Source organism: Streptomyces sp. NBC_01775 (assembly GCF_035917675.1).
Taxonomy (GTDB): domain Bacteria; phylum Actinomycetota; class Actinomycetes; order Streptomycetales; family Streptomycetaceae; genus Streptomyces.
On sequence record NZ_CP109104.1, the window covers coordinates 355777 to 381915 of the forward strand.

Below are 26139 nucleotides of genomic sequence, written 5' to 3' on the forward strand. Positions count from 1 at the left end.
TCTCCGTTCCGTGTTGGGGAAGGGTGTGTGGGAGGGACGGGCGGCGCCCCCGGACCGGGGGCCCGGGACAGCCGAAGGAGCCAGGTGTCCGCAGGGCCGGGCACGGAGGGCCTTCGGCCCGAGCCGTTCCGGCCGGTCGGGGGCGGCTCGGCCCGGTCCGGTCCGATGCGATCCCGCGCCGGACCGGGCCGGGGAACGGATCACCGGGCGGAACCGGCCCGGTCCTAGCCCCCGGCGCGCGCCGGTGCCGTGCGCACCTTGGTACGCGCCGGGTTGAGGAACGCCCTTGCCGTGGGCGTCCTCTCCGTGCTTCTCAGACCGGATTCGTACGTCTCAGTACCGGATCCGTATGTCTCAGTACTCGACCTTGAACATGTAGCGGCGCTGGTCCAGGTCGTGGCCGCGCACCGCCTCGTAGTGGTGCGCGAGCCGGCTGGCGAGGGTGTTGAGCGCGATCGGGCTGATCTCGCCGCGCAGGTCCTCCGGGACGCCGGGCAGCGAGAGCGACCGGGTGTCGATGTAGTGCGCCTTCCGCGTGTACTTGTCGAGGAAGGTCTTCGCCCGCTCGGCCATCGGCCGGGTGCCGTCCTCACCGAGCATCAACAGCACCGGCTGGTCCTCGGTGACGATCTCGAAGGCGCCGTGGAAGAACTCGCCGGCGTTGTAGCTGCCGCCGTGCTTCCACTGCATCTCCATCAGGTAGCACATGGTGAAGCCGTATCCCGCACCGTAGTTGGGGCCGGCGGACAGCACGTAGGTCACGTCCTCGTCGGCCAGCGCGGCGGCGATGGAGTGGCACAGCTCCTCGGACTCGAGCTGCGCCGCGTGCAGCGCCTCGGGCAGCGCCTCATAGGCGGCGCGCAGCCGCGCGTAGTCACCGAGCACCCCGGTCTGCTCCAGCAGCGCGTGGCCGAGCTGACCGAACAGCACGTGCTTGGGTGCGGCGACGGTGTCCTCGCTGCCGTAGGTGAAGGCGGCGTGCGCGGCCTTGGCCAGGGGGCTGTCCGGGAGCCGGGTCACGGCGGCGACCGTGGCCCCGGCGGCCCTTGCGAACTCGGCGGCGGCGACGGTCTCCTTGGTCGTGCCCGTGTGCGAGGCCACCACGACGAGCGAGCCCTCGCCGAGCAGTGCGGGGTCACGGAACTGGAACTCGGCGCTGTTCATGTGGAAGACCGGGAACGGGGCGCGGGTCTCCAGCATGTGGTGCACGGCGTACGAGGCGACCAGCGAGCCGCCGCAGCCGACCAGGAAGACGTTGCGCAGCCCGGTCCTGGAGCCGGTGATGCCCTCGACGAAGGTACGGGCGGCCTCGCGCTGGCCCAGCGCGAAGGAGACGGTCTCCTTGAAGTCCGGGTTGATGGGCTTGAGCGGCAGAGTTGCGGTGGTCACGCGGTTCTTCTCCACATCTGACGAGGGTGAACGAACGAAGGGAAGACCCGGGATGGGAACGTTCCCAATTCCATGAACGGTGAACTTTGGGAACGTTCCCAATCGCGGTGTTGAGAACCTTCCCACCGCTACTCCGACAGCGTCAATACCGTTGCGCCGGATAACCTGTTGCCGCCATGACCAGTCACAGCAGCCAGCGCCCCGCGACCATCCCTGATGTGGCCCGCGAGGCCGGAGTCTCCCGCTCCACCGCCTCCCGGGCGCTCGCCGACTACGGCTCCGTGAGCCCGGAGACCCGAGAGCGGGTGCAGGCCGCGGCCACGAGACTCGGCTACCGCCCCAACCAGCTCGCCCGCAGCATGATCACCGGGCGCACCCACACGCTGGGCGTGGTGGTCGCCGACATACAAAACCCCTTCTTCGCAGGCGTCACCCGCGGCATCACGGACACCGCGCGCGCCGCGGGCTACCAGGTACTGCTGGCCAACACCGACGAGGACCACGCCCAGGAGCGCTCCGCCGTGAAGATGCTCCGCGACAAGCACGTCGACGGCGTCATCATCGCTCCGGCCTCGCCCTCCAGCACCGCACACCTGGCCGCCTTGCGAGAGGACCGCTGCCCCCTCGTCCTGCTGGACCGCGAGGTTCCGTCACTGAGCACGGACACGGTGACCGTCGACAACCGCGGAGCCGCCGAGGACGCCGTACGCCGGCTGCTGGAGGCCGGACACCGGCGGATCGGCATGGTGACGCTGGGCGGCAGCGGCGAACACTGGCCCGGCCCGGAGGGTGCGGAGCCGCCCGCGCAGGTCTCGACGGGCGTCGAGCGGGTCAAGGGCTTCCGTGCCGCCCTGCACGCGGCCGGCCTCAAGGACCCGGACACCTACGTACGGCTCGGTGTCCACGGCCAGGAGCCCGCCGCGCTGGCAGCCGAACTCCTCGGACTCCCCCAGCCGCCGACCGCTCTCTTCACCACCGACAGCCTGATCGCCCTCGGCACCCTCTCCGCCATTCAGGAGGCAGGGCTGCGGGTGCCGGATGACATCTCCCTGGTCACGTTCGACGACGCCGACTGGACCAGAATCATCCGCCCGCGCCTCTCCGTGGTGGCCCAGCCGGTCCAGGAGTTGGGCGCCCGTGCCGTGCGGGCTCTCGTCGCCCGCATCGAGGGCCACACGGAGGCCCGCCCCGAACACATCGTCCTGGACACCGCGTTCATCTCGCGGGACTCCATTGCTCCACCGCCCTCCCGCTGACCGTCGGTCGCGGTGAGGCCACAGGTGGGCCGCACGACCGGCCGTGCCCCCTCGGCTCGGCACTTCCGGGACGCCCGTCCGGAAACCGTTCGCGCACCTGCTGGGCCCAGGACAGGGCGAGCGTGGTCTTGCCGATGCCCGCGCTGCCGGCGATCGACGCGACGACCACCGTCGTCCCGTCCTGCCCGGCCGCGCCGAGATGCCGGTTCAGCACCTCCAGCTAGCTCGTGCGTGCGGCCCGCCAGACGGCGTACGGACGAGGGCAGTTGGCTGGGTACGGTCAGCGGCGGCCGGGTCCCGGGGGCGCGGGTGGCGGCGGGGGATGCGGTGTCGGGGGTGCCGGGGACCAGGTGGGGTCGGCGCTCAGGATCCGCTGGTGCAGCCGCTGTAGCGGATCGCCGGGGTCGATGCCCAGTTCGTCGGCGAGCCGCACGCGGGTGGAGCGGCAGTGGTCGAGGGCTTCCGCCGCACGCCCGCAGCGGTACAGGGCCAGCATCAGATGTCCGGCCAGGCGCTCGTCCAGGGGGGTGCTCCCGCGCCCGTGCCCGCAGCTCGGCCAGCTGCTCCCGATGCCGGCCGCGCCGCAGCGCGACATCGTTGCGGTCCAGTTCGGCGGCGAGCCGCTCATGGTGGGGGGCCGGGCGCAGGGTGTCCAGCCAGAGGGATTCCAGGGTGCCGAACGGCTCGCCGTGCCACAGCCCGATCGCCTGCTCGAACAGGTCGGCGGCCCGTTCGTCCTCCTCCGTGGCGCGCACCCGGCCGACCAGGTCCCGGAAGCGGTGCAGATCCACGTCCAGGGCGTCCGTGGTCAGCGTGTAGCCGTCGGGCCGGCGCACGATGGCCGGGCCGACGCCGCCGTGGGCGAGGGCGGCGCGGAGCCGGGACAGGTAGCCGTAGAGGGTGTCACGGGCGCGCCGCGGCGGGTGGTCGCCCCACACCCGGTGGACGAGTTGGTCGACCGGGAGCGGGCGGTTGACCTGCACCAGCAGGGCGGCCAGCACACACCGCTGCCGGGCGTGCCCGAGGTCGAGGGGCCGACCGCCGACGACCGCCTCGACGCCGCCCAGCAGCCGGAACTCCACCGCCTCGTCCCCTCCCGTTCCCACCCGCCTCGTCAGGCTTGCACGGCACTCTCCGCGTGACCAGTGCATTACAGGTCCCCCGCGGGTTTGTCCGGGACCGCGCTCCCACGAAGGTGCTCGCCGCGGCGCTCACGGCCCGGACCGGGACGGCTGGCCGGCCCGGCCGACTCGAAACCGCACCGAGCTCGCACCGCGCCGCCGCACGATCCTCTGAAGCTCCTGTCCCTGCTCGGTCAGCCCGCGGACCCTGAGCCGGTGGGCCAACGCCGCAGCGGCAGCCCTGAGTTCGGGCACCGTGATCGAGGTATGGCGGGACGGGCACGGCTTCCGACGGGAGCTCGCGGGCATCCGACCGATCGGGAACCCCAGGAGGCCGATCCTCCAGCGGGTGCCGGAACGCGGGTGGCCTTCGAGCCGCAGCGGGCTCGACGGACAGCACCACATCGGCTACGACCACGCGGGGACCGTCCCGCCGGGTCGGCGATGACCTGCACGTTCACCTGCGGGATCCGCCCGCGCCCAGCGCCCGCGTGCTAGGAAGAACCCATGCCCGCACACGAGCGATACGACGCCGTCATCGTCGGCGGCGGCCACAACGGTCTGGTCGCCGCCGCCTACCTCGCCAGGGCGGGCCGCACCGTGCTGGTGCTGGAACGCCTGGGCACCACGGGCGGCGCTGCCGTCTCCACGCGTCCCTTCGCCGGGGTGGATGCCCGCGTGTCCCGCTACTCGTACCTTGTGAGCCTGCTCCCGCGCAAGATCGTCCGGGAGCTGGGGCTGGACTTCACGCTCCGCAAGCGCACGGTGTCCTCGTACACCCCGGTCCACCGCGATGGCCGCCCGACGGGCCTGCTCGTAGGCGGTGGCCCCGACCGCACGCGGGAGTCGTTCGAACGGCTCACCGGCGGCACCGCCGAGTACACCGCGTGGGAGGCTTTCTACGGCATGACCCGGCGCGTGGCCGAACGCGTCTTCCCGACCCTGACGGAGCCGCTGCCCACTCGGGACGAACTACGCCGCCGCGTCGGCGACGACACGGCCTGGCGCATGCTCTTCGAGGAGCCCGTCGGCGCCGCGATCGAGGCTCACTTCAGCGACGACCTGGTCCGCGGCATCGTCCTCACGGACGCCCTCATCGGCACCTTCGCGGACGCCCACGACCCGTCCCTCAGACAGAACCGGTGCTTCCTCTACCACGTGATCGGCGACGGCACCGGCGACTGGGACGTGCCCGTCGGCGGCATGGGGGCATTCACGGACGCGCTGGCCGCCGCCGCGCGGTCGGCGGGCGCGGAGATCGTCACCGGCCACCAGGTGACCCACGTCGAGACCGACGGTCAGCAGCACGCCGAAGTCACGTACCGGACGCCGGAGGCCGAAGGCCGGGTCAACGCCCGTCACGTCCTCGTGGGCGCCTCGCCCCGGGAGCTTGCCGCGCTGCTGGGCGAGGACCCGCCCGCTCCCGCCGAGGGAGCCCAACTCAAGGTCAACATGCTGCTGAAGCGGCTGCCGAGGCTCCGCGACGCGGCCGTCGACCCGCACGAGGCGTTCGCGGGCACCTTCCACATCGCCGAGGGCTACGACCAGCTGGCCGCCACGTACGCCGATGCCGCCGCCGGCAGGCTGCCCGCCGCCCCGCCCTCCGAGATCTACTGCCACTCGCTCACCGACCCCACCATCCTCGGACCCGAACTCGCCGAACGGGGCTGCCACACCCTCACCCTCTTCGGCCTTCACACCCCGGCCCACCTGTTCACCGGCGACAACGACGCCGTACGCGACGCGTTGCTGAACTCGGCCCTGGCCCAGCTCGACGCCCACCTCGCCGAGCCGTTCGCGGACTGTCTGGCCACCGACGCCGACGGCAGGCCCTGCATCGAGGCGAAAACCCCGCTCGACCTGGAACGCGACCTCCAACTTCCCGGCGGCAACATTTTCCATCGCGATCTCGCCTTCCCGCACGCCCAGGAGGGCACAGGACGCTGGGGCGTGGAGACCCGGCACGCCAACGTCCTGCTCTGCGGCGCGGGCGCCGTGCGCGGCGGCGGCGTCAGCGGCATCCCGGGCCATAACGCGGCCATGGCCGTGCTGGAACGCTAGGGCGGTCCGGCGGATCTTCCAGTTGCCCTCTTTCCTGGTGCTGAGCAAGGGCTGCCCCTGCCTGTGCTGTGCAGGGTGCGGGTGCTCTCCAAGCTCTTGGAGCAGGGAGGTACCGCCAGGCTGGTCGCTCCCCCAAGCTCTCGGCCTCTCCCCCAGCCTTCGGCCGGGAGGGGCCCCAGAAACGAGGACTCCGTCCGGTCGGGCATGAGCGAACGTCTCCGCCTCGGCCCCACAGTTGCCCCTACAGGCCGAGGACGCCGGCCAGGTCGCGTAGGCATTCCTCGAAGACGGGTTCCAGATCGGAGTAGGCGAAGTCCAGTTGGTGCAGGACTTCCATGCACAGCAGGCCGTACAGCCTGGTCCAGCAGGACAGGAAGACGTGCGCGGCCTCGGGCGGCAGGCGCCCGTCGATGGTGGCGGAGTAGGCGGTCAGCTGCCCGCGCAGTGACGCGGGCAGGCCGGCCAGATCGGGCACCGGAAACGGTCGCGTCTTCCACAGCTCGACCGTCAGGTCCAGCAGAACCTGCTCGAAACGCTGCGCGGCCTGGTGGCGTGCCGAGTCCGGCTGCCGGTTCGGCGGGGTGATCGGGCTGGCGAAGATCCAGCCGAACTCGGCGGGATGGGTGCTCGCCCAGGCGCGCATGGCTCGGCAGGCCGCGAGTATGCGCTCCCCGACCGGCGCGTCGGTGTGGGCGTCACGGGCGTGTTCCATGGTGGTGGCCAACTCGCGGAAGAAGTCCGCTGTCACCGCGCCGACCAGCTCGTCGTGGCTGGCGTAGTAGTGGTACAGGGCCGGGCCGCTCATGCCCACCTGCCTGGCGACCGCGTTGATGGTCACCGCGGTCGATCCCTGCTCGACCAGGAGCTTGCGCGCGGCCGTGTGGATCTCCCCGAGGGTCGCCCGGCGCAGCCTCTCCCGCCTGCTGCTGGTCCCTGCGGACATCGTCACCCCTCTTGTCGCTCCGTTAGCACCGTTGACATCCTAGGGCATCTATGTTTCCTTAATGCCTCTAAGTAAATCTAGAAGCTCTAGGGAGTGCGTATGGAGCGCCGTCAGTGGGTCCTTCTCGTGGCTGTGCTGCTCGCTATGGCCGTGTGGTGGCGGTTGTCCAGATCCGCTCATGTCCGCCGCAGCCCGCGCTGCCCCCGGCACACGACGACCACGGAGGAGACTCGACGATGAAGGTGATCATTGCTGGCGGTGGCATCGGCGGGCTGACCGCAGCTGTCGCTTTCCATCAGCGTGGCTGGCAGGTGGAGATCCTTGAACGCGCTCCGGAGTTCACCGAGATCGGTGCGGGAGTGTCGATTCAGCCCAACGGCTTACGCGCGCTGGACACGCTGGGCCTCGGCGATCTCCTGCGTTCCGGCGGGCTGGCCGATCCGCTCGCGGGCATCCGTCGTGCGAGCGGGGGCTGGCTGATCCGCAACGACATCGACGACCTGAAACGCCGCTTCGGCCAGTGGGTGACCGTGCATCGGGCCGCCCTGGTCGACCTCCTGCGCGCGGCCGTGCCCGCACAGGCGCTGCGGCCCGGCACCGAGGTGTGCCATGTGCAGCCCGATGGCACAGTCCGCCACAGCGGCGGCACCTCCACCGCGGATCTCGTAGTGGGCGCTGACGGCGTGCACAGCGTGACACGGCGTTCTCTGTGGCCACACATCCCCGGACCGCGCTACGTCGGATACACCACCTGGCGCTTCATCGCGCCACCCCAGCCCGTCGAGGGGAGCGTGGAAACGTGGGGGCGAGGCGAGCGATTCGGGCATGTGCCGATGCCAGATGGCCGCGTCTACTGCTACATGCTGGCCAACGCCCCGATCGGCTCCCACACCCACCTGGACCAGCTACGCGAACGCCTCACGCACTGGCACGGCCCCATCCCCACACTACTGAACACCGCGGGCGAGGACGCGGTGTTGCAGCACGACACATGCGAGCTGCCGAAGTTGCCCACCTACGTCTCCGGAAAGGTCGCGATCCTCGGAGACGCCGCGCACGCCATGACCCCCAACCTGGGGCAGGGCGCCTGCCAGGCACTCGAGGACGCAGTCACCCTCGCCGCAGCAGCGGACACCCTCGGCGTGCGTGCGGGGCTGGAGGAATACGACCGCATCCGCAGGCCGCGCACCCAGATGATCACCCGCCGCTCCCGGCAGGCCGGCGCTCCCGCGCACTGGACGTCCCCGCCACTGACCGCCCTGCGAGACGTGGCTCTCCCACTCCTGCCCAATTCACTCTTCAACCGCTCGATCACTTCCGCCTACGCCTGGACGCTCTGACACACCCGCCCAGTGACCCCATCGGCCCGACTCCGCGAAAGCGTGTCATCCCCGGGAAACCACCGAACCCCAAGAGGTCAACCCATGCCCCTCCCGCGAATCCTGATCGCCCTCGTCGCCGCGATCACAATGGTCAGCGCCGTGCTCGCCGATCTCGTCATCCCGGACCTGGCCGCCCAGCACGCCTTCAACCCCGGCTGGCCGCCCCACGCCAAGTTCCACGACGCCCAGTACATGGTGATGACGGTGCTCCTCGGCCTCATCGGCCTGGTCCTCGCCCTGCGGCAGGGCCGGAACACCCGCGGTCGGCTGCTGTGCGCAGCCGCGGTCCTGGCCACCCCCTGGCTCAGCATGATCGGCGCACTCCTGTTCCCCGGCACCGCCACCTACGACCCGGAGTTCTCCAACCAAACCCTCTTCATCCTCGGCGTGCACGGCCAGGTCTTCATGGCAATCACCCTGGCCCTGGCCCTGCTTGGCGCGACAGCGGCAACACTGCGCACACCCACAGACCCACCAAACCCGGCAGAGTCGTCTGCCAGTCGTGCAGGTAGAGCATCACCAGTGAGGCGGTGACGAGGTCGAACTCGGAGTCGGGGAAGTCCAGAGGCTCAGCGATGCCGCCGAGTGAGAAGGTGGCATGCGGGCTGTGCCGCCGATGGGCCTGCTCGCGCAGCGGTCGGCTGCGATCGATCGCGTTCACGCGCGCCGCCGTCGGCAAAAGCACGAGCCAGCGAGCCCGCCGCGCTGCCGAGGTCCAGGACTTTCAGGCCCGCCACCTCACCCGGGCTGCGACAGCGTCATCGTCTGCACTTGCTGGACCGCTTCCGTCGACGCGAGGAGCAGCGTTCGTGACGACTCCACCGCACTTTCACTGTCGCTCCAGCCGTCCGGAGTGCGGGCCTGGGCACTGAACAGAGTCCAGTCGTCCTGGGGAGTCCGGCTGACTGATTCCAGTTCTGCCGAATCGAGTAGCCGCTCCAGTTCTTCTCCGGAGCGCTCGTGACCGCCCAGCGCGCACAGCATGTCCAGGTCCAGGATCTTGGCCAGATCCCAGGCATTGCCCGGGACTACGCAGTGCTCCAGCGCAGCGCCAAGCCGGGGGGATTGCAGCGCACCCTGAAGCACGAGGTGAGGTCCCGCACACTGTTCTCGTGATCCCGCTGCAAAAACCGGGCCGGCGGGGTCAGCGCGAGCTGCCCGGCCTCGTCTTCACGGAAGATCCCGCACCGGGCGGGACAGCGGCGCACCCGATACAGCGATGAAGCGTGGCAACCTGAACAGTCAGCCGACGAGTTGACGCTGCGCGGTCCCGCAGCGGGTATCCCGGCGATATCCACATGTTGCCACGGCGTGCAGGGCGGCGGCCGAGCGCCGGCCGAAGGCCGGCGCTGTCACCTTGTCCGCCTCCGCAGCACCCCGGTTCAGCGCACCGAACAGGTCACCCGGCGCTGTTTGCGGAATGATTTCCTCGCTTACCGCGTGCTCACGCATCACTTCCTTGTCCCCGCAGTTGCTACTGGGCAGTCTTGATTCTCGGCAGAGCGCCAGTGGGGGCTACGTACTCCGATTCAGGAACTCGTGCCACAAGTCCACGGCCTCACGCAGGTCCGTGGGGCCGACCAAGCGCGTCGGCCGCTGGCCCGCTGCGAACACCGAGCGGCAGGGCAGGTTGAGGAACGGATACTCCTCGTCATGACCGAACATGGCGGACAGCTGCCCTACCCCGACCGCGTAGACAACGCGGCCGATCCCGGACCAGTACACCGCCGCGGCACACATGGCGCAGGGCTCGGCGGTGCTGTACAGCGTGGCGCCACGCAACTCCCGGGCCGGCATCGTACGAGCTGCCTGGCGGGCGGCATCGAACTCCGCATGCGCCATGACATCTGCTGTGCTGATCTGCGTATTGCCGATGCTGACACGCTCCCGGCCCGCGGCGTCCGTGATGACCGCCCCGAACGGCGGGTCGCCGCGCATAAGGGCCGCACGAGCCGTGCGCACGGCACGCAGGAGTCCCTCGCGATCCCGCTCGGTGTATTCCTCCTCAACCACGAACGCCCCGAGAGACGGTGCCACTTGTTCGCCCCGGGACATGGACACGGAGTGCTCCTCAAACATCAGATCGTGTCCGGTAGCTGGATGCGTGGCGTACTACAGGGCGCCTACCACAGGGCGTGAGCTTTCTCGTGCTCGGCCGTCCGACCCCAGCGGCCGGCCTCATTTGACCGCGGTGAACAACAGGAAGGGAGGTGTGCTCTGTTCGGGTTTCCAGGGGCGTGAGGCCAGGAGCGACGGATCAGCCACCCCATGGGCGTCGGCCAACACCGGGGCTTCGCACCGCACGCTGCTGAATCCGGCCTTCCGCAACAGCTCTTCATAGACTTCGCCGGGCCAGAAGACATCCGTGATGGAGAACCAAGAGCCGTCCTGCTGCTTCAGGCGGACGGGGAACGGATCCCCCGGCTCGTACTCGACGCCTGGCTCGCCGAGTTCGAAGCAGTCGAACTCCACACCGACGCGTGCATGGTCCGGGTTGAGGACGGTGAAGGTCCCGCCGGGCCGAAGCAGCCGGTACACCTCGGCGAAGATCTGCGCCAGTCGTTCCTGGCTCGGGACACACACCAGGACGAAGTTGCACATGGCACGGTCCGCGCAGCCGTCGGGCAACAGGGCGAGCCGGTCGTCGCTGATCAGGTGGTGGTCCAGTGCTGGGTTGGCGCGGGCCCGGGACTTCTCCAGCATGGCCTCGGAGATGTCGGCCGCGAGGACCCGCACCCCGTACCGTCGGGCCACCAGGTCGGCCACCGCGCCGGGACCGCTGCCGTAGTCGAGCAGCGTGCCTCCGTCGAGTCGCTCCAGTCCCAGGGCCCGGAAGACGAAGGGGTATCCGAGGGCCCAGTCGGTCGAGCCCGAGATGGTGGCATAGGAGGTTGCCACCGCCTCGTCCGTCCACGACGTCGCGTGGGAGTCGTCGGTGGCCGGGGTGTGGAAGGAACAGTTCTGAGTGTTCATCTCTTCCTTATGGAGGAGCGCCACGAGGAGCGCTGGCCGGTCAGGGTGGGCAGCTCAGCAGGTCACCGGAAGCGCACGGGGCTGGAGCACATGCCGGTCGGGGATCCATTCCAGTTCGTGAAGGGCCCTGGCCAGCCGGATGTCGGGCAGCGTGGTCAGCAGGCTGTCCAGCGCTGCGATCAGGATGTTTCGGTTGAACTGAGAAGCCGGGCAGTAGTGCCGTCCGCCGCCGAAGGCCAGATGCCCCGAGGCGTTCCGGCGCTCCAGAGCGAGCCGGTCGGGGTCGTGGAAGACGGCGGAATCGAAACCGGCGACGTCGGTGGCGATCAGCACCAGATCACCCGCGCTGATCAGGACACCGCCGAGGCGGACGTCCTCCACCGCGACCCGGGCCAGACCGCCACCCACGGTGACGACGTGACGCAGGAGTTCATCCGCCGCTCCCGGCCAGGCTCCGGGCTCCGCCCGCAGCCGCCGGACCGCCTCGGGGTGCCGGAGAAGGACGATCGCGGCGCCGGTGAGCACGGCCATCGGGTTGGCGACCGCGGAGATGACGAGCATGGCCGAGATGTCCACAAGTGTCTGCTCGGACGGCGCCCCGCGCTCCCGTGCCCCCCTGGCCAGATCGCCGAGCAGCCCGTGCGCCGGTTCGCTTCCTGGCAGCAGCCGCTCTGGCAGGTAGGCGTAGAAGCCCGCCCAGACGTGTTCGTCCGGTCCGCTCGTACGCGCTCCGAAGTTGATGTCGTTCTCGACCTGCTCGGCCAGGAAGTCGCCGTCCTCGCGTGGCAGCCCCAGCAAACGGCACGCGATGTCCAGCGTGAGGGGACGGGCGAAGTGAGCGATCAGATCGACCGGCCGGCCTTGCCGCGCCATCTCGGTGGCTCGTTGCCGGGCACGGTCGGCGACCCACCAACTGGGCACGGTCTGCTGGCCGGGCCCGAGGTGCCGCATCACCTCATCCCGCAACCCGCACTCGGTGAGCGTGCGCATGCTGCGGACGGCGACGGGCGGGAAGGGAGCGGTGTCCCGCTGGGGGGCCGACTGGTCGGCGGTCCTGCTCAGGCTGAACCTGGTGTCTTTCAGGACGGCGCTGACCAACTCGTAGCTGGTGACCAGCCAAGCGGGGGCTCCGTCCTCGGCCTTTACCCGGGTGACCGGCTCCCCGGTCTGGAGGCGTCGTAGTACGGGTGGGATCTCGTCGCCTCGATAGCCGAACGGAAAGGTCAGGGTCGATACATCCACTACGGCGGGCCCTTCGGTGCTTTCGGGTGCTTTCGGGCAGGGACGGTGGGCGGTAGGGGCGAGGACGGCGGAGCCCGGCGCCGGAGCCCGGCCGTAGAAGAGGGCAGGCGCGTCCGGGCAGCGGCCGACGTGGTCCCATGACGGGCGGAGGGGCCTGGTCACTGGACGACGTGGTCACGGAGCGCGGGTGCGTCCGCACCCGCGCGGACTTCGTCTCCGCCCCCGGGGTCCAGCCGTACGGTGAGGGCGCGAGCCGGGCACAGGTCAGCGGCCGTTTCTGCCTGGCTCCGCAAGCGGACTGGCGGTGTGGCGCTCAGAAGCCGTACGAGGCCGTCCTCCTCGTCCTGTTGGAAGATCTCCGGCGCCTCCAGCACACACTGGCCCGCGCCGCAGCACGCCTCCCGGTCCGCCCGCACCCGTAGCACCGGCGGTGGACCGCCGGAGTCCGGGGCTTTCCCGCGCTCCTTCGTACCGTGGTCGGACACCGGCCTCACCACCTCACAGGGACGGCAGCGGGACCGTCGACAACGCCGCGTTCCTGGAAGGCGAGCGTCTCCACGGGCACGGCCAGCCGCAGGCCGGGCAGCCGTCGGAACAGCTCCCGGAGCGCGACCGTAAGTTCCAGCCGGGCCAGGTGCTGCCCCAGACACTGATGGATGCCGTAGCCGAAGCCGAGGTGGTGGCGCGGCCGGTTCCGGGCGCAGTGCAGGCGGTCGGGTTCCTCGAAGACCCCCGGATCGTGGTTGGCGGCCTGTAGGGAAACCAGCACGCCCTCGTCGGCCCGTACGGTGACCCCACCGACGGTGACGTTCTCGGTGGCCTGCCGGAAAGCGGTGTGGAACGGCGACAGGAAGCGGAGCAGTTCCTCGACCACCCCGGAAAGCCGCTCCGGGGCGGCGCACAGTTCCCGCTGCAACTCGGGCGCCTGGAGCAGTTGGACGACGGCCAGTCCGAGTGCTTTGGAGGACGGGTCGTGTCCGGCCACCAGCAGCACCATCGCCACGCCGACGGTCTCGTCCAGCGCCAGTTCGCCAGTGTGGACTTGGTCGGCCATCAGACGGCTCAGCAGGTCGTCCCGCGGCTCGGCTGCCTTCGCCCGGAGCAGGTCGCGCAGGTACGCGTCGAATTCCTCGACAGCGGTGCTCACCTCGTGCGACGGGGCTGTGAGACTGCCGATCAGCCGGCCCCACTCGTGGAAGAGGTGCCGGTCCTCGTAGGGCACCCCCAGCACCTCGCAGATCACCGCGACCGGCAGGGGCAGGGCGAAGTGCTCCACCAGGTCGGCGGGTGGGCCGTGCGCACACAGTGCGTCGAGGAGCCCACCGGTGATGCGCTCTACAGCCGGCCGCAGGCCGGCGACCCGTTTGGGGGTGAAGTCCTTGGTCAGCATGCGGCGGAGGCGGCCGTGTGCGGGCGGGTCGTACTCCAGGAAGGCGCCGGGCACCGACTGGATGGGTTCGGCCTGGACGGTGGGGAAACCGGGCCGCTCGGACATCGAGCTGAACCGTGGGTCGGTCAGCACGGCGCGGGCGTCGGCGTAGCGGGTCACCAGCCAGGTGTGCCGCCCTCCGGGGAGAGCAACCATGTGCACGGGTTGCTCCTGCCGCCAACGGGCGAGTACCGCCGGTGGGTCGAGCAGGCTCTCGCGCGGCAGCGGAAAGAAGACGGGGGGCACGCTTCCGGCAGCCCCGGCGGCGTGGGGCGCAGTCTCCGCTGTCTCAGAGTCGGTGGTGGTGGTGTCGGTCATCACGACTCCCAAGTCGTTCAGCGAACTGGCACAGGCGAAGCGGCGGACCGTGGACGAGGCAGGTACTCGATCTGGAAGAAGTGCTCGAGATACCGGTCCAGCAGTGTGTCGTCCACCGGAGGACAGTGCAGCCCCGAGCCGCTCAGTGCCCGCTCGACGTTGCGGCGGTCGAGCTGGGGGAAGACACCGTTGACGTACAGCTCCTTGACGCTCAGCCGGGACTTGTGCGCCTGGTCCACGCACAGCGGTACGAAGGGCGCGGTCGGACTGGTGGGATTCTCGGCCACGTGCCGGACCAGTGCGCCCACCCAGTCGGCGTACGGCAGCGTGGCGATGCGATAGCCCGCGGCGCGCATCTGCTCGACCATGTCCGCCAGGACGGCGGGGCGGGGGTTCGTCAGGTGGTAGACGTGGCGCTCCGTGGGGCGGGTCAGCGCGATATGCGTGAGAGCGTCCGCGACGTGGTCGACCGGTACGAAGTCCAGCGGCAGGTCGAGATCGGGGGCCAGACCGATCTCCGCGATGGCACGGAAGAGCGAGCAGATGGCAGTCCGGGTGTTGCAGATGCCGGTGTGCCGTTCACCTGTGATTTCGTACGGACGGTGGACAGCCACCGGAAGACCGGCGTCCGCCGCGTGCTGGAGCAGCCGCTCTCCGACCCACTTGGACTCGGCGTAGCCCATGGTCAGCCGGTCGGCGTGGTCGAGCGGCCGGTCCTCCTCGATGTGCCGTACTCCGGCGCTGCCGAAACCGGCGACCACCGCGACGCTGGAGACGAAGTGCACGGGCACGCGGCGCGGCGCCGCCAACCGCACGATCTCCCGGGTGCCCTCGACGTTGGCGGCACGGAGTTCTTCGTACGGGTACAGGAAGTTGACCTGGGCAGCCGCGTGCACGATGAGGTCGAGATGTGCGGACAACTCGTGGGCTCTCTCCTCGCCGAGCCCGAGCCCGGGTGCCGACAGCTCGGCCGGGAAGCACACCACCCGTCCCGGTGGCCACTCGGCCGGTCCAGGCAAGCGGTAGCGGGCCATGGTGCTGCGGAGGCGGCGCAGGGCGTGTGCGGCGTCACGGGCGCGTACGGGGAGATGAATGCGAGCTGTGGAACGGCTCAGCAGCCGGTCCAGGAGAAAGGCCCCCACGAATCCGGTGGCTCCCGTGAGCATGATCTCGCGGGGCGGCTGATGTGCGAGCGTCCCGGCCGGCTGAGGCAGTGTCATGCCAAGCCGTGCGTCGGCTTCGAAGTCGACGGCGCGCCGGCCGCCCCGGTCCGCCGCAGTGGCAAAGGTGCGCTGGGCCGGGCTCGTGGCCGTCCCGCTCCGGGCGGCCGACGGGCCGCGCCGGTGTTCCCGCACGGCCTCGCCGAAACTGCGCAAAGAGGGCGCCCGCAACAAGCTCCGCACCAGTTTGCTGGCGACGCCCGCGTCGAGCTGGAACAACCGCAGCGCCCGGGTCACCATCTCGGAGGCCTGGAGGGAGTCACCGCCCAGCGTGAAGAAGCTGTCGTCGGGGCCGACGGGTACGCGCAGAACAAGCTCCCACAGCTGGGCCAGCGCTTGGCCCAGAGGATCGTCGAACTGTCCCTCCGCTTCGCGGTGGCGGCCGTTGTCCCCGTGCGGCACGTGCGCAGGCCCTCCGGCGCCGGGGCTCTGGTCCAACCGCCCCGTGGCTCCGGTCGTCCCAGCCTCCCCCCGCACCTCGCCGCAGGGCCGGGCCGCTACCGCGAGGCGGGCACACGCGCCGCGGTCGACCTTTCCGTTGGCCGCGACCGGGAACTCGGGCAGCACCGTGATCTCCACCGGGACCGCGTGCCTCGGCAGCCACTGCGCCAGCGACGCGCGAAGCTCCAAGGGAACAGCGGGCCGGTCCGGCACGGCCGAGGTCACATACGCGGTCAACCGTGCGGAGCCGGGGTCGCCCAGGACATCGACGACCGCCTCACCGACCGAGGGATGAGAGCGCAGCGCGTTCTCGACCTCGTCCAGCTCGATGCGGAACCCCTGGAGTTTGACCTGCCGGTCGAGGCGCCCGTGGAACTCGAGGGTGCCGTCCGGCCGCCAGCGGGCGAGGTCTCCGGTGCGATACACCCGTGCCGACCGGCCGCTGTACGCGTCACCGCTCCGGAAGGGGTCCGGGATGAAGCGGGCGGCGGTGAGCGCTTCCTCGCCGAGGTATCCCAGGGCCAGGCCGTCCCCGCCGACGAGTAGTTCACCGATCTCACCGACAGCCGCGTGCGTGCCGTCCGGACGCACCACGTAGCAGTGGGAGTTGGAGACCGGGCGGCCGATCGGGACGCTGGTGGCACCCTGCGGCACCTCTTCCACCAGGTGCGCGGTGGAGATCACGGTGTTCTCGGTCGGGCCGTAGAAGTTGACCAGCCGCCCCGGCCGGGACCGCGCCAGCACCTGCCTGGCCAGGTCGGGGTCGAGAGCCTCACCGCCTGCGGAGAGAAACCGCAGGCCGGAGAACGTTCCGGGGCCGGTCCGTGCGATGTGGTGCAGGACGCCGGTGGTGAGGAAGGCCACCGTGACACCGGACCCCTCGATCTCGGCCCGCAACGCCTGCGGCGTGAGCAGGACCTCGGTGTCCACCAGTACCAGGCACGCTCCGTTCACCAGCGCGGACCAGATCTCGATGGTGGAGGCGTCCGACGAAGGACTGTAGCCGTGCAGAATCCGGTCCTGGGGGACGACGGTGAGGTGACTGGTCCCCCTGGCGAGCCGTACGACGCCCCGGTGCGGCACTGCCACCGGCTTCGGCCGGCCTGTGGTCCCGGAGGTGAACATCACGTAAGCGCAGTCGTCGGCGGTCACCTTGGGCTCCTCGGGCCCGGCCGCATCGCGGTTGCCCGCCGGCCTGCCGGGGATCCTGCCGAGCGCGCGCGGCGGACCACCGTGCGGGGCAGGGGCCGGGGCCGGGAACACGCCGTCCGCACCGGAGGACGGGGCACTCGCGGGGGTCCGACCGTCCTCCACCGGTTGCAGCTGGAGGCGAGCGTCCACATCCCGCAGCGGGCACACGCTTCCGGGAAGTGTCACCACCGCGCGGACCTCGGCGTCTTCCGCCATGGCGCGCAGCCTCGCCACCGGGTGTTTCTGGTCCAGCGGTACGTACGCAGCGCCGGCCCGGAGAATGCCCAGCAGCGCGACCAGTGCCTCCAGGCTGCGCCCGCCGCTCACGCCCACGAAGGAGCCCTCGTGCACCCCGGCCGCGCGCAACCGGTGTGCCAACGCGAGGGACTGCTCGTCGAGTTCGCCGTAGGTGAGTCGGCGCTCTCCATGCCTGGCGGCCAACGCTTCCGGGTCGGAAGCGGCGCAGCGTGCGAACAACTCGTGCAGGCACGCGTCGCGTGGATACTCGGTCGCTGTGTCGTTCCATTCCTGGATCTGCGCGGACACGCTCCCGGAGTCTTTCGTCATCAGCCGTGTGCTCCCGGTGCACCTGGGTGGACTGCGTCCTCGGTCAACGTCATGAGGGTTGCGGGACGGGCCGCGGACTGTGCGGGGCCGTCTCGTGATGGGGGCTCTGCTCGGTCGCGGGTGTGCGGGAGAAGTCGGCGGAGTACCAGCGTCGCGGACGCATCTGGACCGTCACCGTCGCGGAGAGGTCGAAGTCCGCTCCGCTCAGATAGTGTTCCGCGGCGTCCGGCTCCAGGTAGCGATAGGCCAACGCGCGGTGCTCGGCCATGTTCCCGCCGTCGTGGAGGACGGTGGCGGGACCCTGCACGCTCACGTACCGGTACGGCTCGCTCTCTTCCTGCACGCACAGGGAGAACTCGCCGGCGGCTTCGATGAGCCGCGCCTTACGTGAATCGCTCCCCATGACGCATACGACCTCACCGCCCGGCTCGTACCTGTACCAGACCGGAACCGTCAGTGGAGCTCTGCCCGTCTCCGCCGCGGACGCCACGCTCAGCACGCCGACGTGCACGCTGGAAAGGAAGTCCTCCCGCTGCTTCGAGTCCATGACGGTAGACATGCATAACTCCTCAGAAATGTAGTCCGTGGGCGTACACAAGGCCGCCTGCTCTCCAGGACGAGAGCACGGCCCAAGGGGTGTGGAACAGCCAGGAAATCAGGATGAAGAATGCGATGAAGTCTCGTCTTGTCGGTCACGAGTCGACCGCTCGGCAATACTGCCCGACCGATTGCGCGGTGATACACCAGGCGGTGCACCATCATACGATCCAGTGAAGAGTGCGCCGTGTCCATTGAACCGCCGATCGGCCGGGTAGCCACCGTGGGCGCGGTCATCGCGTGCTTTCTCCAAGTAGCGCCTCACCTGCGGAACTTGCCCTCCCGGGCGGCGGCTTCGCCGCTCACGGCGGACGGGTGCCGGGCAGCAGCGACTGGTCGCTCGGAGTGCCGCGCCGGCCTGACATTCGCCGGTGCCCCCTCTCGGCGGCCGGAGGGTTCCACCGGAGCGCTCTTCGCTGGAGAAAGCGATATGAAAAAACGAGAGTCGGGAGACTGCGTGAGCGTCGTCGATAATCCGTCCGCGTCTCTTTACGAGGACGCGGGAATCGATTTCTTCGCCGGGTGGATGGACTCCCGGATCACCATGAGTTGTGCGCTCTGGGGCGCCGACAACGACCCGGCACCCGACCTGGAGACGGCACAGCACCGGAAGCTCCGGGAGTTCGCCGATCTCGCCGGTGTGGCCCCGGGGCACCGGGTCGTCGACATCGGCTCGGGCTTCGGCGGCATGCTCGACTACCTGGCCCGGGAGCGCCGGGTATCCGCAGCGGTCGGGCTCAATTCCTCGGCCGTGCAGTGCCGGGAGTCACTCGGGCAGGAGCTGCCCGCGGTACGGGTACGGCACACCGAGTACCAGGACTACCTGCCCACCGAACCCTTCGACGCCGCGGTCTGCGTCGAGATGATCGAACACCTGGCGCTCCCGGAGGACTTCGCCGCCGGCACCCACATCGACCGGTATCGGGACCTCCTTCAGCGGGTGCATGCCTGGACCCGGCCAGGTGCCCGGTTCGTGATCGAGGCCACGGTGAATCCGGGAGCGGCGCGCCGTTCCCGGAGCGAGTACGAACGCCTGATGGCGGACATGCAGCTGACCGGTCAGCCGCCGCACCTGGCGGATCTCCTGCACGCGGCGGACGGGCTGTGGGAACCCCTGCGCGTGGAGACCCATCGGGACGACTACCTCCGCACCTACGACGCCTGGATCGAGAGCATCCGCGACCAGCAGGAAGCCGCCCGCGCCCGGTGGGGCAAGAGTCTGGTGGACGGGAACCTCGAACTGATCCGTTTCGAGCGTGAGGCTTTCCGGGCCGGCGCACTGTCGGTCGCCTTCCTGACTCTCCGGAGGATCGATGCCTCCTCGTGAGCCGGGACCGGCTCTGCCCACCCCGGCGGCGTCCAGGAGCCCCCGCACACCGGCGGGCACGGCCTCGCCGCCGCCGGGCCCCACGGGCAAGGCGGCAACGGTGGCAACCGATCCGGAGCCGCACGCTGCCCCGGAAACCCATCAAGACTCTCCCGCACCTGTCATCCGGTTCCTTGCGCAGCAAGCCAGTACGGCCGACCAACTCCTGCTGTTCGCCAACGGCCAACGGATCGCCGCCGCGCTCCATGTCGTTGCCCAGCTCGACATCGCCGCTCTGCTGGCCGATGGTGAGTGCGACGTCGAAACTCTGGCGCGGGCAACGGGCTGCCGCGCCTCCTCGCTGGAACGCGTGCTCCGGTGCACTGCCCTGATCGGGGTGTTCACCGAGTCGTCTCCCGGACGCTTCTCGCTCACCCCGGCCGCCGAACTGCTGTGCAGCGACCGGCCGGACAGCCTGCGACCGGTGGTGCTGCTCGACAACTCGGTCTCCCTGGCGCGCTCCCTGACCCGCCTGCTGTCCAGCGTGCGTGAGGGGAAGCCGGGCTTCGCCCAGGAGTACGGCGCCTCCTTCACCGGCCCACCGCAGGAGGGTGTACCCGAAAGCGTGCGGACGGCGCGCTCCTTGCACGCGCAGGTGACCACGGCGCTCTCCCGTGGTGCGGCCGAGCAGTGCCTGGCGCACCACCAGGAACTCGGCGCGTTCGGCCGGGTCGCGGACCTCACGCCAGGAGACGGGCGGTTCCTTCGCGAACTGCTGCACCGCCGCCCCGAGGCGACCGGCGTGTTCGTCGGCCCCGCCGACCAAGTGGCCGTCGCACGCCGCCCCTTGCGGAGCCCAGAGACCTCAGAACGTATCGAAGCGCTGGCCGTCGACATCCTCGACCCGGAGGACACGGGCGCCCTGCCCCAGGACTGCGACGCCTACCTGCTGCGGGCGGTCCTGCACGCACTCTCCGACGAGGCGGCCGGCGCCGTGCTGCGCCGAGTACGGGAGGCCATCGGCGAGCGGAAGGCGCGATTGCTGGTTCTCGACCACGTCGTCGCCGCTGGCGACGCCTGGGATCCCGCGAAGATCCTCGACATCGACATGCTGGCGGTCTACGGCGGACGCGAACGCAATGCCGCCCAGTGGCACCGGCTCCTTCGTGCAGCCGGTTTCGCCGCGGTCGACCACCGCTGCCTGGGCACCGGGCCGACGCGGCCCGCCCATGAGCAGGGCCCGGCCGCCTCCTCATCAGAGGAGCCGGCCGCCTGGTCGCTCCTGGTGGCTCACCCGGACTGAGGTCAGGCGCCCGCCCCCTGGGCCGCCGACGTGTGAAGACGATTGGCCTGCAAGGTGCCGGAAGCCGATCGGCTTCCGGCACCTTGCAGCGACGTCATGCAACCGAGCGCCGCCTCAGCCCGCGTTCCGCCGACTCGGCTCTTCGCCGGCCTGCAAACGCCACAGGGCGGCGTATCGGCCGCCGCGCAGTACGAGCTCGGAGTGGGTCCCCTGCTCGCTCACTCTGCCACCGCGCTCCAGGACGTAGATCGCGTCCGCGTTGCGGATGGTGGAGAGCCGGTGGGCGATGACAAGGAGGGTCCGCTTGTGCGCGAAGGTGTCGAGGCCACGCTGGATGGCGGCTTCGGTCTCGTTGTCGACGGCGGACGTGGCCTCGTCGAGGATCACGACGGGGGGATTGCCGAGGATGGTGCGGGCGAGCGCGACACGCTGTTTCTGGCCACCGGACAGCGCTGCGCCGCCTTCCCCGACCTTGGTGTCGTAGCCGTCGGGCAGCGCCTGGATGAACAAGTCCGCACCCGCCGCCTCCGCTGCCTGGGCGACACCCTTGTCGTCGGCGTCGAAGGTGCCGTAACGAATGTTGTCGGCAATCGTGCCGTCGAAGAGAAACGGTTCCTGGGAGACGTAACCGATCGCACCGCGCAGCTGACGCAGGGGCATGGTGCGGATGTCGACGCCGTCGAGCTGGACCTCTCCTTCGGTCGGGTCCACGAAGCGCATCAGGAGCCGGGCGATGGTGGTCTTGCCCGCTCCGGTCGTCCCGACGATACCGGTGATCTGCCCCGGGGCGATTCGCATCGACAGGTCACGTAGCGCGGGCGGGCGTCCGGAATAGGAGAAGTTCACCCGTTTCAGGGCGAAGCCCCCGGCAAGGTCCGTCGGAACCGGAGACGCGGGGATGTCCTGGGGCTCGACGGGCAGCTCGTGCAGGCGCCGTACGCGGTCGAAAGCGGCGCGGGAACGGTGGTAACTGCTGGTCATGGCACCGAGCCGGTTCAGCCGGAAGAGCACTGACACCGGCATGTCCACGAGCGGAGTGAAGCGGTGCAGGGGCAGTTCGTTCCGCAGCACGGCCTTACTGCCCAGCAGCAGAGTGCCGGGAATGGCGGACAGAGCACACATCCGCACGAGCTGAGCGTGGCGTGCCGACCTGCGATTGGTCTGGTGCTCGGCGAATCCGTACTCCTCACTCAACTCAGCGGCCAGCTTCGCCTCGTACTCCTCGGTGCACGATGCTTTGACGGTCGCGTGCGCTTGCAGACTGCCGGCCATCCTGCCCTGGAGCCGGGAGCGCGCTCCGGAAGACGCCTCATAGGCGGTGGCGGTACGCTCCTGGAACCGGAACGAGAGCCAGGCGACAACCGGCACAGGGGCGAAGGCAACCCAGGCGAGCTGCGGAGCCAGAAGAAGGAACGCCGGTACCAACACCGCGAGACTGGTGGCCAGCTGGACCACTTCGTGCAGGGAGCGTCCGACGAAGCACCCCACCTCCCCGATATCCTCGGTCAGCACCTGAAGGGTCTGGGTGGTCCGCTCACCTTCCATGTGCATCGTCGTCAATCGCAGCACGTGCTCGTAGGTGGCAGTCCGCCACTCGTGTTCAACCGTCTGCCCGAGCCGGTCCCAGGTGGCCTCGGCGCCGTACGTCAGCCCTGCGGAGCAGGCGGCGGTCAGCGCGGTGGCACCCGCCAGGAACGGCAGCTGCGAGGCCAGACCGACCAGCCCCATACCGGCGAGTGCGGAACTGCCGCCTGTGAGGAGAACGCTGACCCCGTACGCCATGAGCGAGTACAGGCCCATCTCCGTGATCTGAGCGAGCCCGGAGAGCACCGCCGCAAAGCCGAACCTGCCTCGGTGCTTGCCGACGAGACGCGTCAGGAAGGGGCCGCGCGAGGGCGCCCCGGAGGAGCCCGTGCGGTCGGATCCGCGCCAGGCCCTCCGGACGATGCCCACTGTCGCCGCGGCGGCGATGCCCAGACTGACCCAAGGGCGGGCCAGGAACCCCAGACACAACTTCCCGCACCCCAGGGTCACGGCGGCAGCCCCACCACCGAGCAGCAGCACCGAGCTGCGGGAGGAGTGCGGTCCTTCGCGCCGCTGACTGACGCGGGAAGACGGACCGGCGTCCTCGCCGTGGTCCTCGCGTGGTGCCGCCTGCGGTGCCCGGCTGCGGGGGACCAGGGTCCGGCTGAACACCTGGAGCGCGGTCCGGCGCAGGAGTTCGGCTGCCTCGCGGGGCGTCAGCGCTTGATCGTGGCGGAACAACACCCGTCCGGTGACCGGGTTGGCCTCTGCCCCCTCAACTCCCGGAGCCGCCTGGAGAATGCGCTCCAGCAACCGGGCGAGGTGGGGACGGCCACGGATCGCCACCACCTCCCAGCGTTGCCGTCCCGGGATGACGGACCGCGCGCGGATCGGCGCCGCGGTCAAAGGGAGCGATGAGCTGGCGCCCGCCGGAGGACCCATCAGAAGAGACATGCGGGAAGTCCACCAAGGGCCGCGTGTCTCGGCCTCGTTTCTGTACGGCAAACCGCTCAGAAGGAGGCAATCGCAATCGGCCATGAGACGGTAGGGCGATTTTCAGGCCCGATGCGGTGCCGACCGGATCGGCCCAGTCACTCACAAGAGTGCAGGAACCCGAGTCATCGCATCGCATGACGGGCCTCGGGCAGCGTGTCACAGAACCGGACCACCCGTACGCCCGACATGTGGAGCCTCGCTGTGACACTTGCCCAAGCCCACGGAGAACCCCCGGCCGACGGCCTCGACCACGTACGCGACCAGTACGACCGCATGGCTGCGGCTTACGACGTGATCAGCGAATGGGACGACTACGCCCACTGGGTCGCCCTCTACCACCAGCTGATCGACCAGCACGGTGCTCCGGGCAGGGAGCTGGTCGACCTGGGATGCGGCACCGGCAAGGGAACCCTGCGACTTGCGGCGTCCGGCTTCACCGTGACCGGCATCGACCTGTCCCCGGAGATGATCCGCGCGGCGCGGGCAAAACCCGGAGCGGAACAGGTCCGCTTCCTCATCGGCGACGTGCGAAAGCTCCCGCAGGTGGGGACCTTCGACGTGGCCGTCACGCTGGGCCTTCCGCTGAACCACCTCGAAGACGACACAGAGCTGCTCGAAGCCTTCCAGGGGGTCGCCCGCCTCCTGAGGCCGGGCGGACTGTTCGTCTTCGACCTCAACACAGCCGGGTTCTGCCGCGGCTGGGCCGAGAGGCCGACGGTGGTGTCGGAGAAGTCCGACAGGTACACGGTGATGCGCGGCAGCTCATCGCCGCGGCATCCTGAAGCCGTCGATGTACGCATCGATCACTTCAGCACCTCAGACGGTGCCACCTGGGAACGCTCCAGCGCTGAATACTCCCTCAGCTACTTCTCGCCCCCGGTCGTCGCGCGTCTGCTGGCAGCAGCCGGATTCACGCAGGTGGCATGCCACGGTCTCGACCACGACGGGCTGCACTCCGACGACGACCAACAACGCGACACAACGCGGCTGGTGGTTGCCCGCGTAAAAAGGGCAGACGCCACTGCGGACCCGCCGCCGGCGGGTCGACCGCGTCGTTGAGCAACTCCTCGGCACCGGTGTTGCAGCCGCGCGCCTTGCATTCGGCGCGGCCGGACGTCGTCTCTACAGTCAGTGCTCGCCAACGCCACCAAGGAAGGACAACCGAACCTGACGGTTGACGTTGTCACCGTTCGTGTCGACCAGGCAGACCGACTGCCAGGTGCCCAGTTCCAGGTGGCCGGCGAGGACGGGGAGGGTGGCGTGGGGTGGGACCAGGGCGGGGAGTACGTGGTCTCGGCCGTGGCCGGGGGTGCCGTGCTGGTGGCGCCAGCGGTTGTCGGCGGGGAGCAGGTCACGCAGCGCGGCGAGCAGGTCGTCGTCGCTGCCCGCGCCGGTCTCCAGGACCGCGATGCCGGCGGTGGCATGGGGGACGAAGACGTTGAGCAGCCCGTCCTTGCCGTTCGCCGCGTCGGCCAGGAATGCCTCGCAGTCCCGGGTGAGGTCGAAGACGGTCTCGGAGGAGCCGGTGGTGACGTCGAGGACGTGGGTGCGCAGTGCGTCGGTCATGGTCTCCATGATGACCGCACCCGTGAGTGGGGGTGCGGGAAGGATCGAGGGGGCCGCATGGTTCTTACGCGTATGAACGATGTGCAGGCCGTGGTCATCGGCGCGGGGCAGGCTGGGCTCTCCAGCGCGTACCACCTGCGGCGCACCGGGTTCGTACCGGGCGAGGACTTCGTGGTGCTGGACCACTCACCGCGTCCGGGCGGTGCCTGGCAGTTCCGGTGGCCGACGCTCACCTACGGCAGGGCACACGGGATGCACGCGCTGCCGGGCATGGAGCTGACGGGAGCTGACCCGGAGCGGCCGTCCTCCGAGGTGATCGGCGAGTACTTCGCCGCCTATGAGCGCACGTTCGGGCTGCGCGTGCGGCGGCCCGTGGATGTGCGGGAGGTACGTGACGCAGGTGAGGGTGTCGAGGGCGGGGAGGGCGAGGGCGGGCGGCTGCTCGTGCGGACCTCGGAGGGTGACTGGTCAGCGCGTGCGGTGATCAACGCGACGGGGACCTGGGACCGGCCGTTCTGGCCGCGCGTCCCCGGGCAGGAGACCTTCCGGGGGCGGCAGCTGCACACCGCGCAGTATCCGGGGCCGCGCTCGGCCGCCTTTGAGGGCAAGCGGGTGGTCGTGGTCGGCGGGGGCACCTCCGCCGTGCAGCATCTGATGGAGATCGCCGAGGTCGCGCACGGGACCGTGTGGGTCACCCGGCGTCCGCCCGCCTTTCGGGAGGGGCCGTTCGACGAGGAGCGGGGGCGTGCGGCCGTCGCGATGGTCGAGGAGCGTGTACGGGAAGGGCTGCCGCCCCGCAGTGTGGTCTCGGTGACCGGATTGCCGATGACGGAGCAGGTGCGGCGCGCCCGCGAGCAGGGGGTGCTGGAGCGGCTGCCGATGTTCGCGCGGATCACCGAGGACGGCGTGGAGTGGGCCGACGGTACCCGGGCACAGGCTGACACGATCGTGTGGGCGACCGGTTTCCGTCCTGTCATCGACCATCTCGCACCGCTGCGGCTGCGCGAGCCGGGCGGCGGTGTCCGCCTGGAGGGCACCCGGGCGGTGCGGGATCCTCGCGTGCATCTGGTCGGCTACGGGCCTTCGGCCAGCACCATCGGCGCGAACCGGGCCGGCCGGTCAGCCGCACGGGACATCCAGGCACTGCTCGCGGAGCGGCCCGGGTCTGCCGAACGGCCCGCGGCGGAAGAGCGGGCGGCGGCGGGAGAGCGGCCCGCGGCGAGGGCTCCGGCGGTCGAGGGGACCTCTGGGCCGCGTCCTGCCCAGCCCGTCGCCGCCTGACCGGCTGCTCGCGACTGACCGACTGCCCGGCTG

At 70.1% G+C, this 26139-nt stretch carries 23 protein-coding genes and 2 pseudogenes; 9 read left to right on the plus strand and 16 right to left on the minus strand.

Annotation, left to right across the window (positions count from 1 at the left end):
* Positions 1 to 354 precede the first annotated feature (354 nt).
* Positions 355 to 1389: an SIS domain-containing protein gene (locus OHB04_RS01745; protein WP_326806584.1), complete on the minus strand. Its 1035-nt coding sequence runs from the start codon at positions 1387 to 1389 to the stop codon at positions 355 to 357.
* 176 nt (positions 1390 to 1565) lie between these two features.
* Between OHB04_RS01745 and OHB04_RS01750 the strand changes: the two genes are divergently transcribed.
* On the plus strand, positions 1566 to 2645 hold the full coding sequence (locus OHB04_RS01750; protein ID WP_326685974.1) for a LacI family DNA-binding transcriptional regulator: 1080 nt from the start codon (positions 1566 to 1568) through the stop codon (positions 2643 to 2645).
* Positions 2646 to 2925: 280 nt separating this feature from the next.
* On the opposite strand, the gene OHB04_RS01755 is transcribed toward OHB04_RS01750, so the two are convergent.
* Both OHB04_RS01755 and OHB04_RS41645 read right to left on the minus strand, forming a co-directional pair.
* Positions 2926 to 3273 carry an AfsR/SARP family transcriptional regulator gene (locus tag OHB04_RS01755; RefSeq protein ID WP_442814775.1) on the minus strand — a complete coding sequence of 116 codons (348 nt, stop codon included), beginning with the start codon at positions 3271 to 3273 and terminating at the stop codon, positions 2926 to 2928.
* Positions 3230 to 3436 (minus strand): annotated as a pseudogene (locus OHB04_RS41645) (BTAD domain-containing putative transcriptional regulator); the annotation flags it as partial. The gene OHB04_RS01755 and the pseudogene OHB04_RS41645, both read right to left, overlap by 44 nt.
* Here OHB04_RS41645 and OHB04_RS01760 point away from each other — a divergent pair.
* Both OHB04_RS01760 and OHB04_RS01765 read left to right on the plus strand, forming a co-directional pair.
* Complete coding sequence (locus OHB04_RS01760) at positions 3335 to 3787, plus strand: hypothetical protein (RefSeq protein WP_326806586.1); 453 nt, start codon at positions 3335 to 3337, stop codon at positions 3785 to 3787. The pseudogene OHB04_RS41645 and the gene OHB04_RS01760 sit on opposite strands and share 102 nt — an antisense overlap.
* Positions 3788 to 4273: 486 nt before the next feature.
* Positions 4274 to 5827: a phytoene desaturase family protein gene (locus OHB04_RS01765; protein ID WP_326806587.1), complete on the plus strand. Its 1554-nt coding sequence runs from the start codon at positions 4274 to 4276 to the stop codon at positions 5825 to 5827.
* Positions 5828 to 6068: 241 nt separating this feature from the next.
* On the opposite strand, the gene OHB04_RS01770 is transcribed toward OHB04_RS01765, so the two are convergent.
* Positions 6069 to 6770 carry a TetR/AcrR family transcriptional regulator gene (locus OHB04_RS01770; protein ID WP_326806588.1) on the minus strand — a complete coding sequence of 234 codons (702 nt, stop codon included), beginning with the start codon at positions 6768 to 6770 and terminating at the stop codon, positions 6069 to 6071.
* Between the two features lie 236 nt (positions 6771 to 7006).
* Here OHB04_RS01770 and OHB04_RS01775 point away from each other — a divergent pair, with 236 nt between their 5' ends.
* Together OHB04_RS01775 and OHB04_RS01780 are read left to right on the plus strand one after the other, a co-directional pair.
* Positions 7007 to 8110, plus strand: coding sequence for an FAD-dependent monooxygenase (locus OHB04_RS01775; protein ID WP_326806589.1), 1104 nt, complete (start codon positions 7007 to 7009; stop codon positions 8108 to 8110).
* A gap of 84 nt (positions 8111 to 8194) precedes the next feature.
* The gene (locus tag OHB04_RS01780; RefSeq protein WP_326806590.1) at positions 8195 to 8686 is read left to right on the plus strand and encodes a DUF6640 family protein; all 492 of its coding nucleotides are present in this window, start codon (positions 8195 to 8197) and stop codon (positions 8684 to 8686) included.
* Positions 8687 to 8696: 10 nt separating this feature from the next.
* On the opposite strand, the pseudogene OHB04_RS41650 reads toward OHB04_RS01780, so the two are convergent.
* The 10 genes and pseudogenes from OHB04_RS41650 to OHB04_RS01825 form a co-directional block, all read right to left on the minus strand.
* Positions 8697 to 8837: pseudogene (locus OHB04_RS41650) on the minus strand (hypothetical protein); the annotation flags it as partial.
* A 53-nt stretch (positions 8838 to 8890) separates the two neighbouring features.
* Entirely contained in the window at positions 8891 to 9238 is a 348-nt protein-coding gene (locus OHB04_RS01785) for a hypothetical protein (protein WP_326685980.1), read from the minus strand.
* Between the two features lie 156 nt (positions 9239 to 9394).
* A complete protein-coding gene (locus OHB04_RS01790; protein ID WP_326685981.1) occupies positions 9395 to 9604 on the minus strand; it encodes a hypothetical protein in 210 nt (69 codons plus the stop codon).
* Positions 9605 to 9667: 63 nt separating this feature from the next.
* A complete protein-coding gene (locus OHB04_RS01795; protein WP_326692563.1) occupies positions 9668 to 10207 on the minus strand; it encodes a nucleoside deaminase in 540 nt (179 codons plus the stop codon).
* 123 nt (positions 10208 to 10330) lie between these two features.
* Complete coding sequence (locus OHB04_RS01800; RefSeq protein ID WP_326685982.1) at positions 10331 to 11125, minus strand: class I SAM-dependent methyltransferase; 795 nt, start codon at positions 11123 to 11125, stop codon at positions 10331 to 10333.
* 54 nt (positions 11126 to 11179) lie between these two features.
* Entirely contained in the window at positions 11180 to 12367 is a 1188-nt protein-coding gene (locus tag OHB04_RS01805) for a cytochrome P450 (protein ID WP_326685983.1), read from the minus strand.
* Positions 12368 to 12525: 158 nt separating this feature from the next.
* Entirely contained in the window at positions 12526 to 12852 is a 327-nt protein-coding gene (locus OHB04_RS01810; protein WP_326806592.1) for a ferredoxin, read from the minus strand.
* Positions 12853 to 12857: 5 nt separating this feature from the next.
* Entirely contained in the window at positions 12858 to 14114 is a 1257-nt protein-coding gene (locus OHB04_RS01815; RefSeq protein WP_326685985.1) for a cytochrome P450, read from the minus strand.
* A gap of 17 nt (positions 14115 to 14131) precedes the next feature.
* Positions 14132 to 17533, minus strand: a complete 3402-nt coding sequence (locus OHB04_RS01820) for an amino acid adenylation domain-containing protein (protein ID WP_326806593.1) — start codon at positions 17531 to 17533, stop codon at positions 14132 to 14134.
* A gap of 49 nt (positions 17534 to 17582) precedes the next feature.
* Positions 17583 to 18092, minus strand: a complete 510-nt coding sequence (locus tag OHB04_RS01825; RefSeq protein ID WP_326806594.1) for a pyridoxamine 5'-phosphate oxidase family protein — start codon at positions 18090 to 18092, stop codon at positions 17583 to 17585.
* 495 nt (positions 18093 to 18587) lie between these two features.
* Between OHB04_RS01825 and OHB04_RS01830 the strand changes: the two genes are divergently transcribed.
* On the plus strand, positions 18588 to 19457 hold the full coding sequence (locus OHB04_RS01830) for an SAM-dependent methyltransferase (protein ID WP_326685988.1): 870 nt from the start codon (positions 18588 to 18590) through the stop codon (positions 19455 to 19457).
* A gap of 100 nt (positions 19458 to 19557) precedes the next feature.
* Complete coding sequence (locus tag OHB04_RS01835; protein ID WP_326806595.1) at positions 19558 to 20739, plus strand: methyltransferase; 1182 nt, start codon at positions 19558 to 19560, stop codon at positions 20737 to 20739.
* A gap of 114 nt (positions 20740 to 20853) precedes the next feature.
* Here the strand turns inward: OHB04_RS01835 and OHB04_RS01840 are convergent, their stop codons facing one another.
* Positions 20854 to 23217 carry an ABC transporter ATP-binding protein/permease gene (locus OHB04_RS01840; RefSeq protein ID WP_326806596.1) on the minus strand — a complete coding sequence of 788 codons (2364 nt, stop codon included), beginning with the start codon at positions 23215 to 23217 and terminating at the stop codon, positions 20854 to 20856.
* 243 nt (positions 23218 to 23460) lie between these two features.
* Here OHB04_RS01840 and OHB04_RS01845 point away from each other — a divergent pair, with 243 nt between their 5' ends.
* Positions 23461 to 24318: a class I SAM-dependent DNA methyltransferase gene (locus OHB04_RS01845; RefSeq protein ID WP_326685991.1), complete on the plus strand. Its 858-nt coding sequence runs from the start codon at positions 23461 to 23463 to the stop codon at positions 24316 to 24318.
* Positions 24319 to 24387: 69 nt separating this feature from the next.
* Here OHB04_RS01845 and OHB04_RS01850 read toward each other — a convergent pair whose 3' ends face one another.
* Positions 24388 to 24825 carry a secondary thiamine-phosphate synthase enzyme YjbQ gene (locus OHB04_RS01850; RefSeq protein WP_326806597.1) on the minus strand — a complete coding sequence of 146 codons (438 nt, stop codon included), beginning with the start codon at positions 24823 to 24825 and terminating at the stop codon, positions 24388 to 24390.
* Positions 24826 to 24897: 72 nt separating this feature from the next.
* On the opposite strand from OHB04_RS01850, the gene OHB04_RS01855 reads away from it, so the two are divergent.
* Entirely contained in the window at positions 24898 to 26106 is a 1209-nt protein-coding gene (locus OHB04_RS01855; protein ID WP_326806598.1) for an NAD(P)-binding domain-containing protein, read from the plus strand.
* Positions 26107 to 26139: the final 33 nt, after the last annotated feature.

Coding starts and splice junctions, on each gene's coding strand:
- OHB04_RS01820 (WP_326806593.1), bottom strand. CDS start 17,533: ATGACGAAAGACTCCGGGAGCGTGTCCGCGCAGATCCAGGAATGGAAC.
- OHB04_RS01825 (WP_326806594.1), bottom strand. CDS start 18,092: ATGTCTACCGTCATGGACTCGAAGCAGCGGGAGGACTTCCTTTCCAGC.
- OHB04_RS01770 (WP_326806588.1), bottom strand. CDS start 6,770: ATGTCCGCAGGGACCAGCAGCAGGCGGGAGAGGCTGCGCCGGGCGACC.
- OHB04_RS01750 (WP_326685974.1), top strand. CDS start 1,566: ATGACCAGTCACAGCAGCCAGCGCCCCGCGACCATCCCTGATGTGGCC.
- OHB04_RS01775 (WP_326806589.1), top strand. CDS start 7,007: ATGAAGGTGATCATTGCTGGCGGTGGCATCGGCGGGCTGACCGCAGCT.
- OHB04_RS01795 (WP_326692563.1), bottom strand. CDS start 10,207: ATGTCCCGGGGCGAACAAGTGGCACCGTCTCTCGGGGCGTTCGTGGTT.
- OHB04_RS01840 (WP_326806596.1), bottom strand. CDS start 23,217: ATGTCTCTTCTGATGGGTCCTCCGGCGGGCGCCAGCTCATCGCTCCCT.
- OHB04_RS01765 (WP_326806587.1), top strand. CDS start 4,274: ATGCCCGCACACGAGCGATACGACGCCGTCATCGTCGGCGGCGGCCAC.
- OHB04_RS01800 (WP_326685982.1), bottom strand. CDS start 11,125: ATGAACACTCAGAACTGTTCCTTCCACACCCCGGCCACCGACGACTCC.
- OHB04_RS01855 (WP_326806598.1), top strand. CDS start 24,898: ATGAACGATGTGCAGGCCGTGGTCATCGGCGCGGGGCAGGCTGGGCTC.
- OHB04_RS01790 (WP_326685981.1), bottom strand. CDS start 9,604: ATGCGTGAGCACGCGGTAAGCGAGGAAATCATTCCGCAAACAGCGCCG.
- OHB04_RS01780 (WP_326806590.1), top strand. CDS start 8,195: ATGCCCCTCCCGCGAATCCTGATCGCCCTCGTCGCCGCGATCACAATG.
- OHB04_RS01850 (WP_326806597.1), bottom strand. CDS start 24,825: ATGACCGACGCACTGCGCACCCACGTCCTCGACGTCACCACCGGCTCC.
- OHB04_RS01815 (WP_326685985.1), bottom strand. CDS start 14,114: ATGACCGACACCACCACCACCGACTCTGAGACAGCGGAGACTGCGCCC.
- OHB04_RS01755 (WP_442814775.1), bottom strand. CDS start 3,273: ATGAGCGGCTCGCCGCCGAACTGGACCGCAACGATGTCGCGCTGCGGC.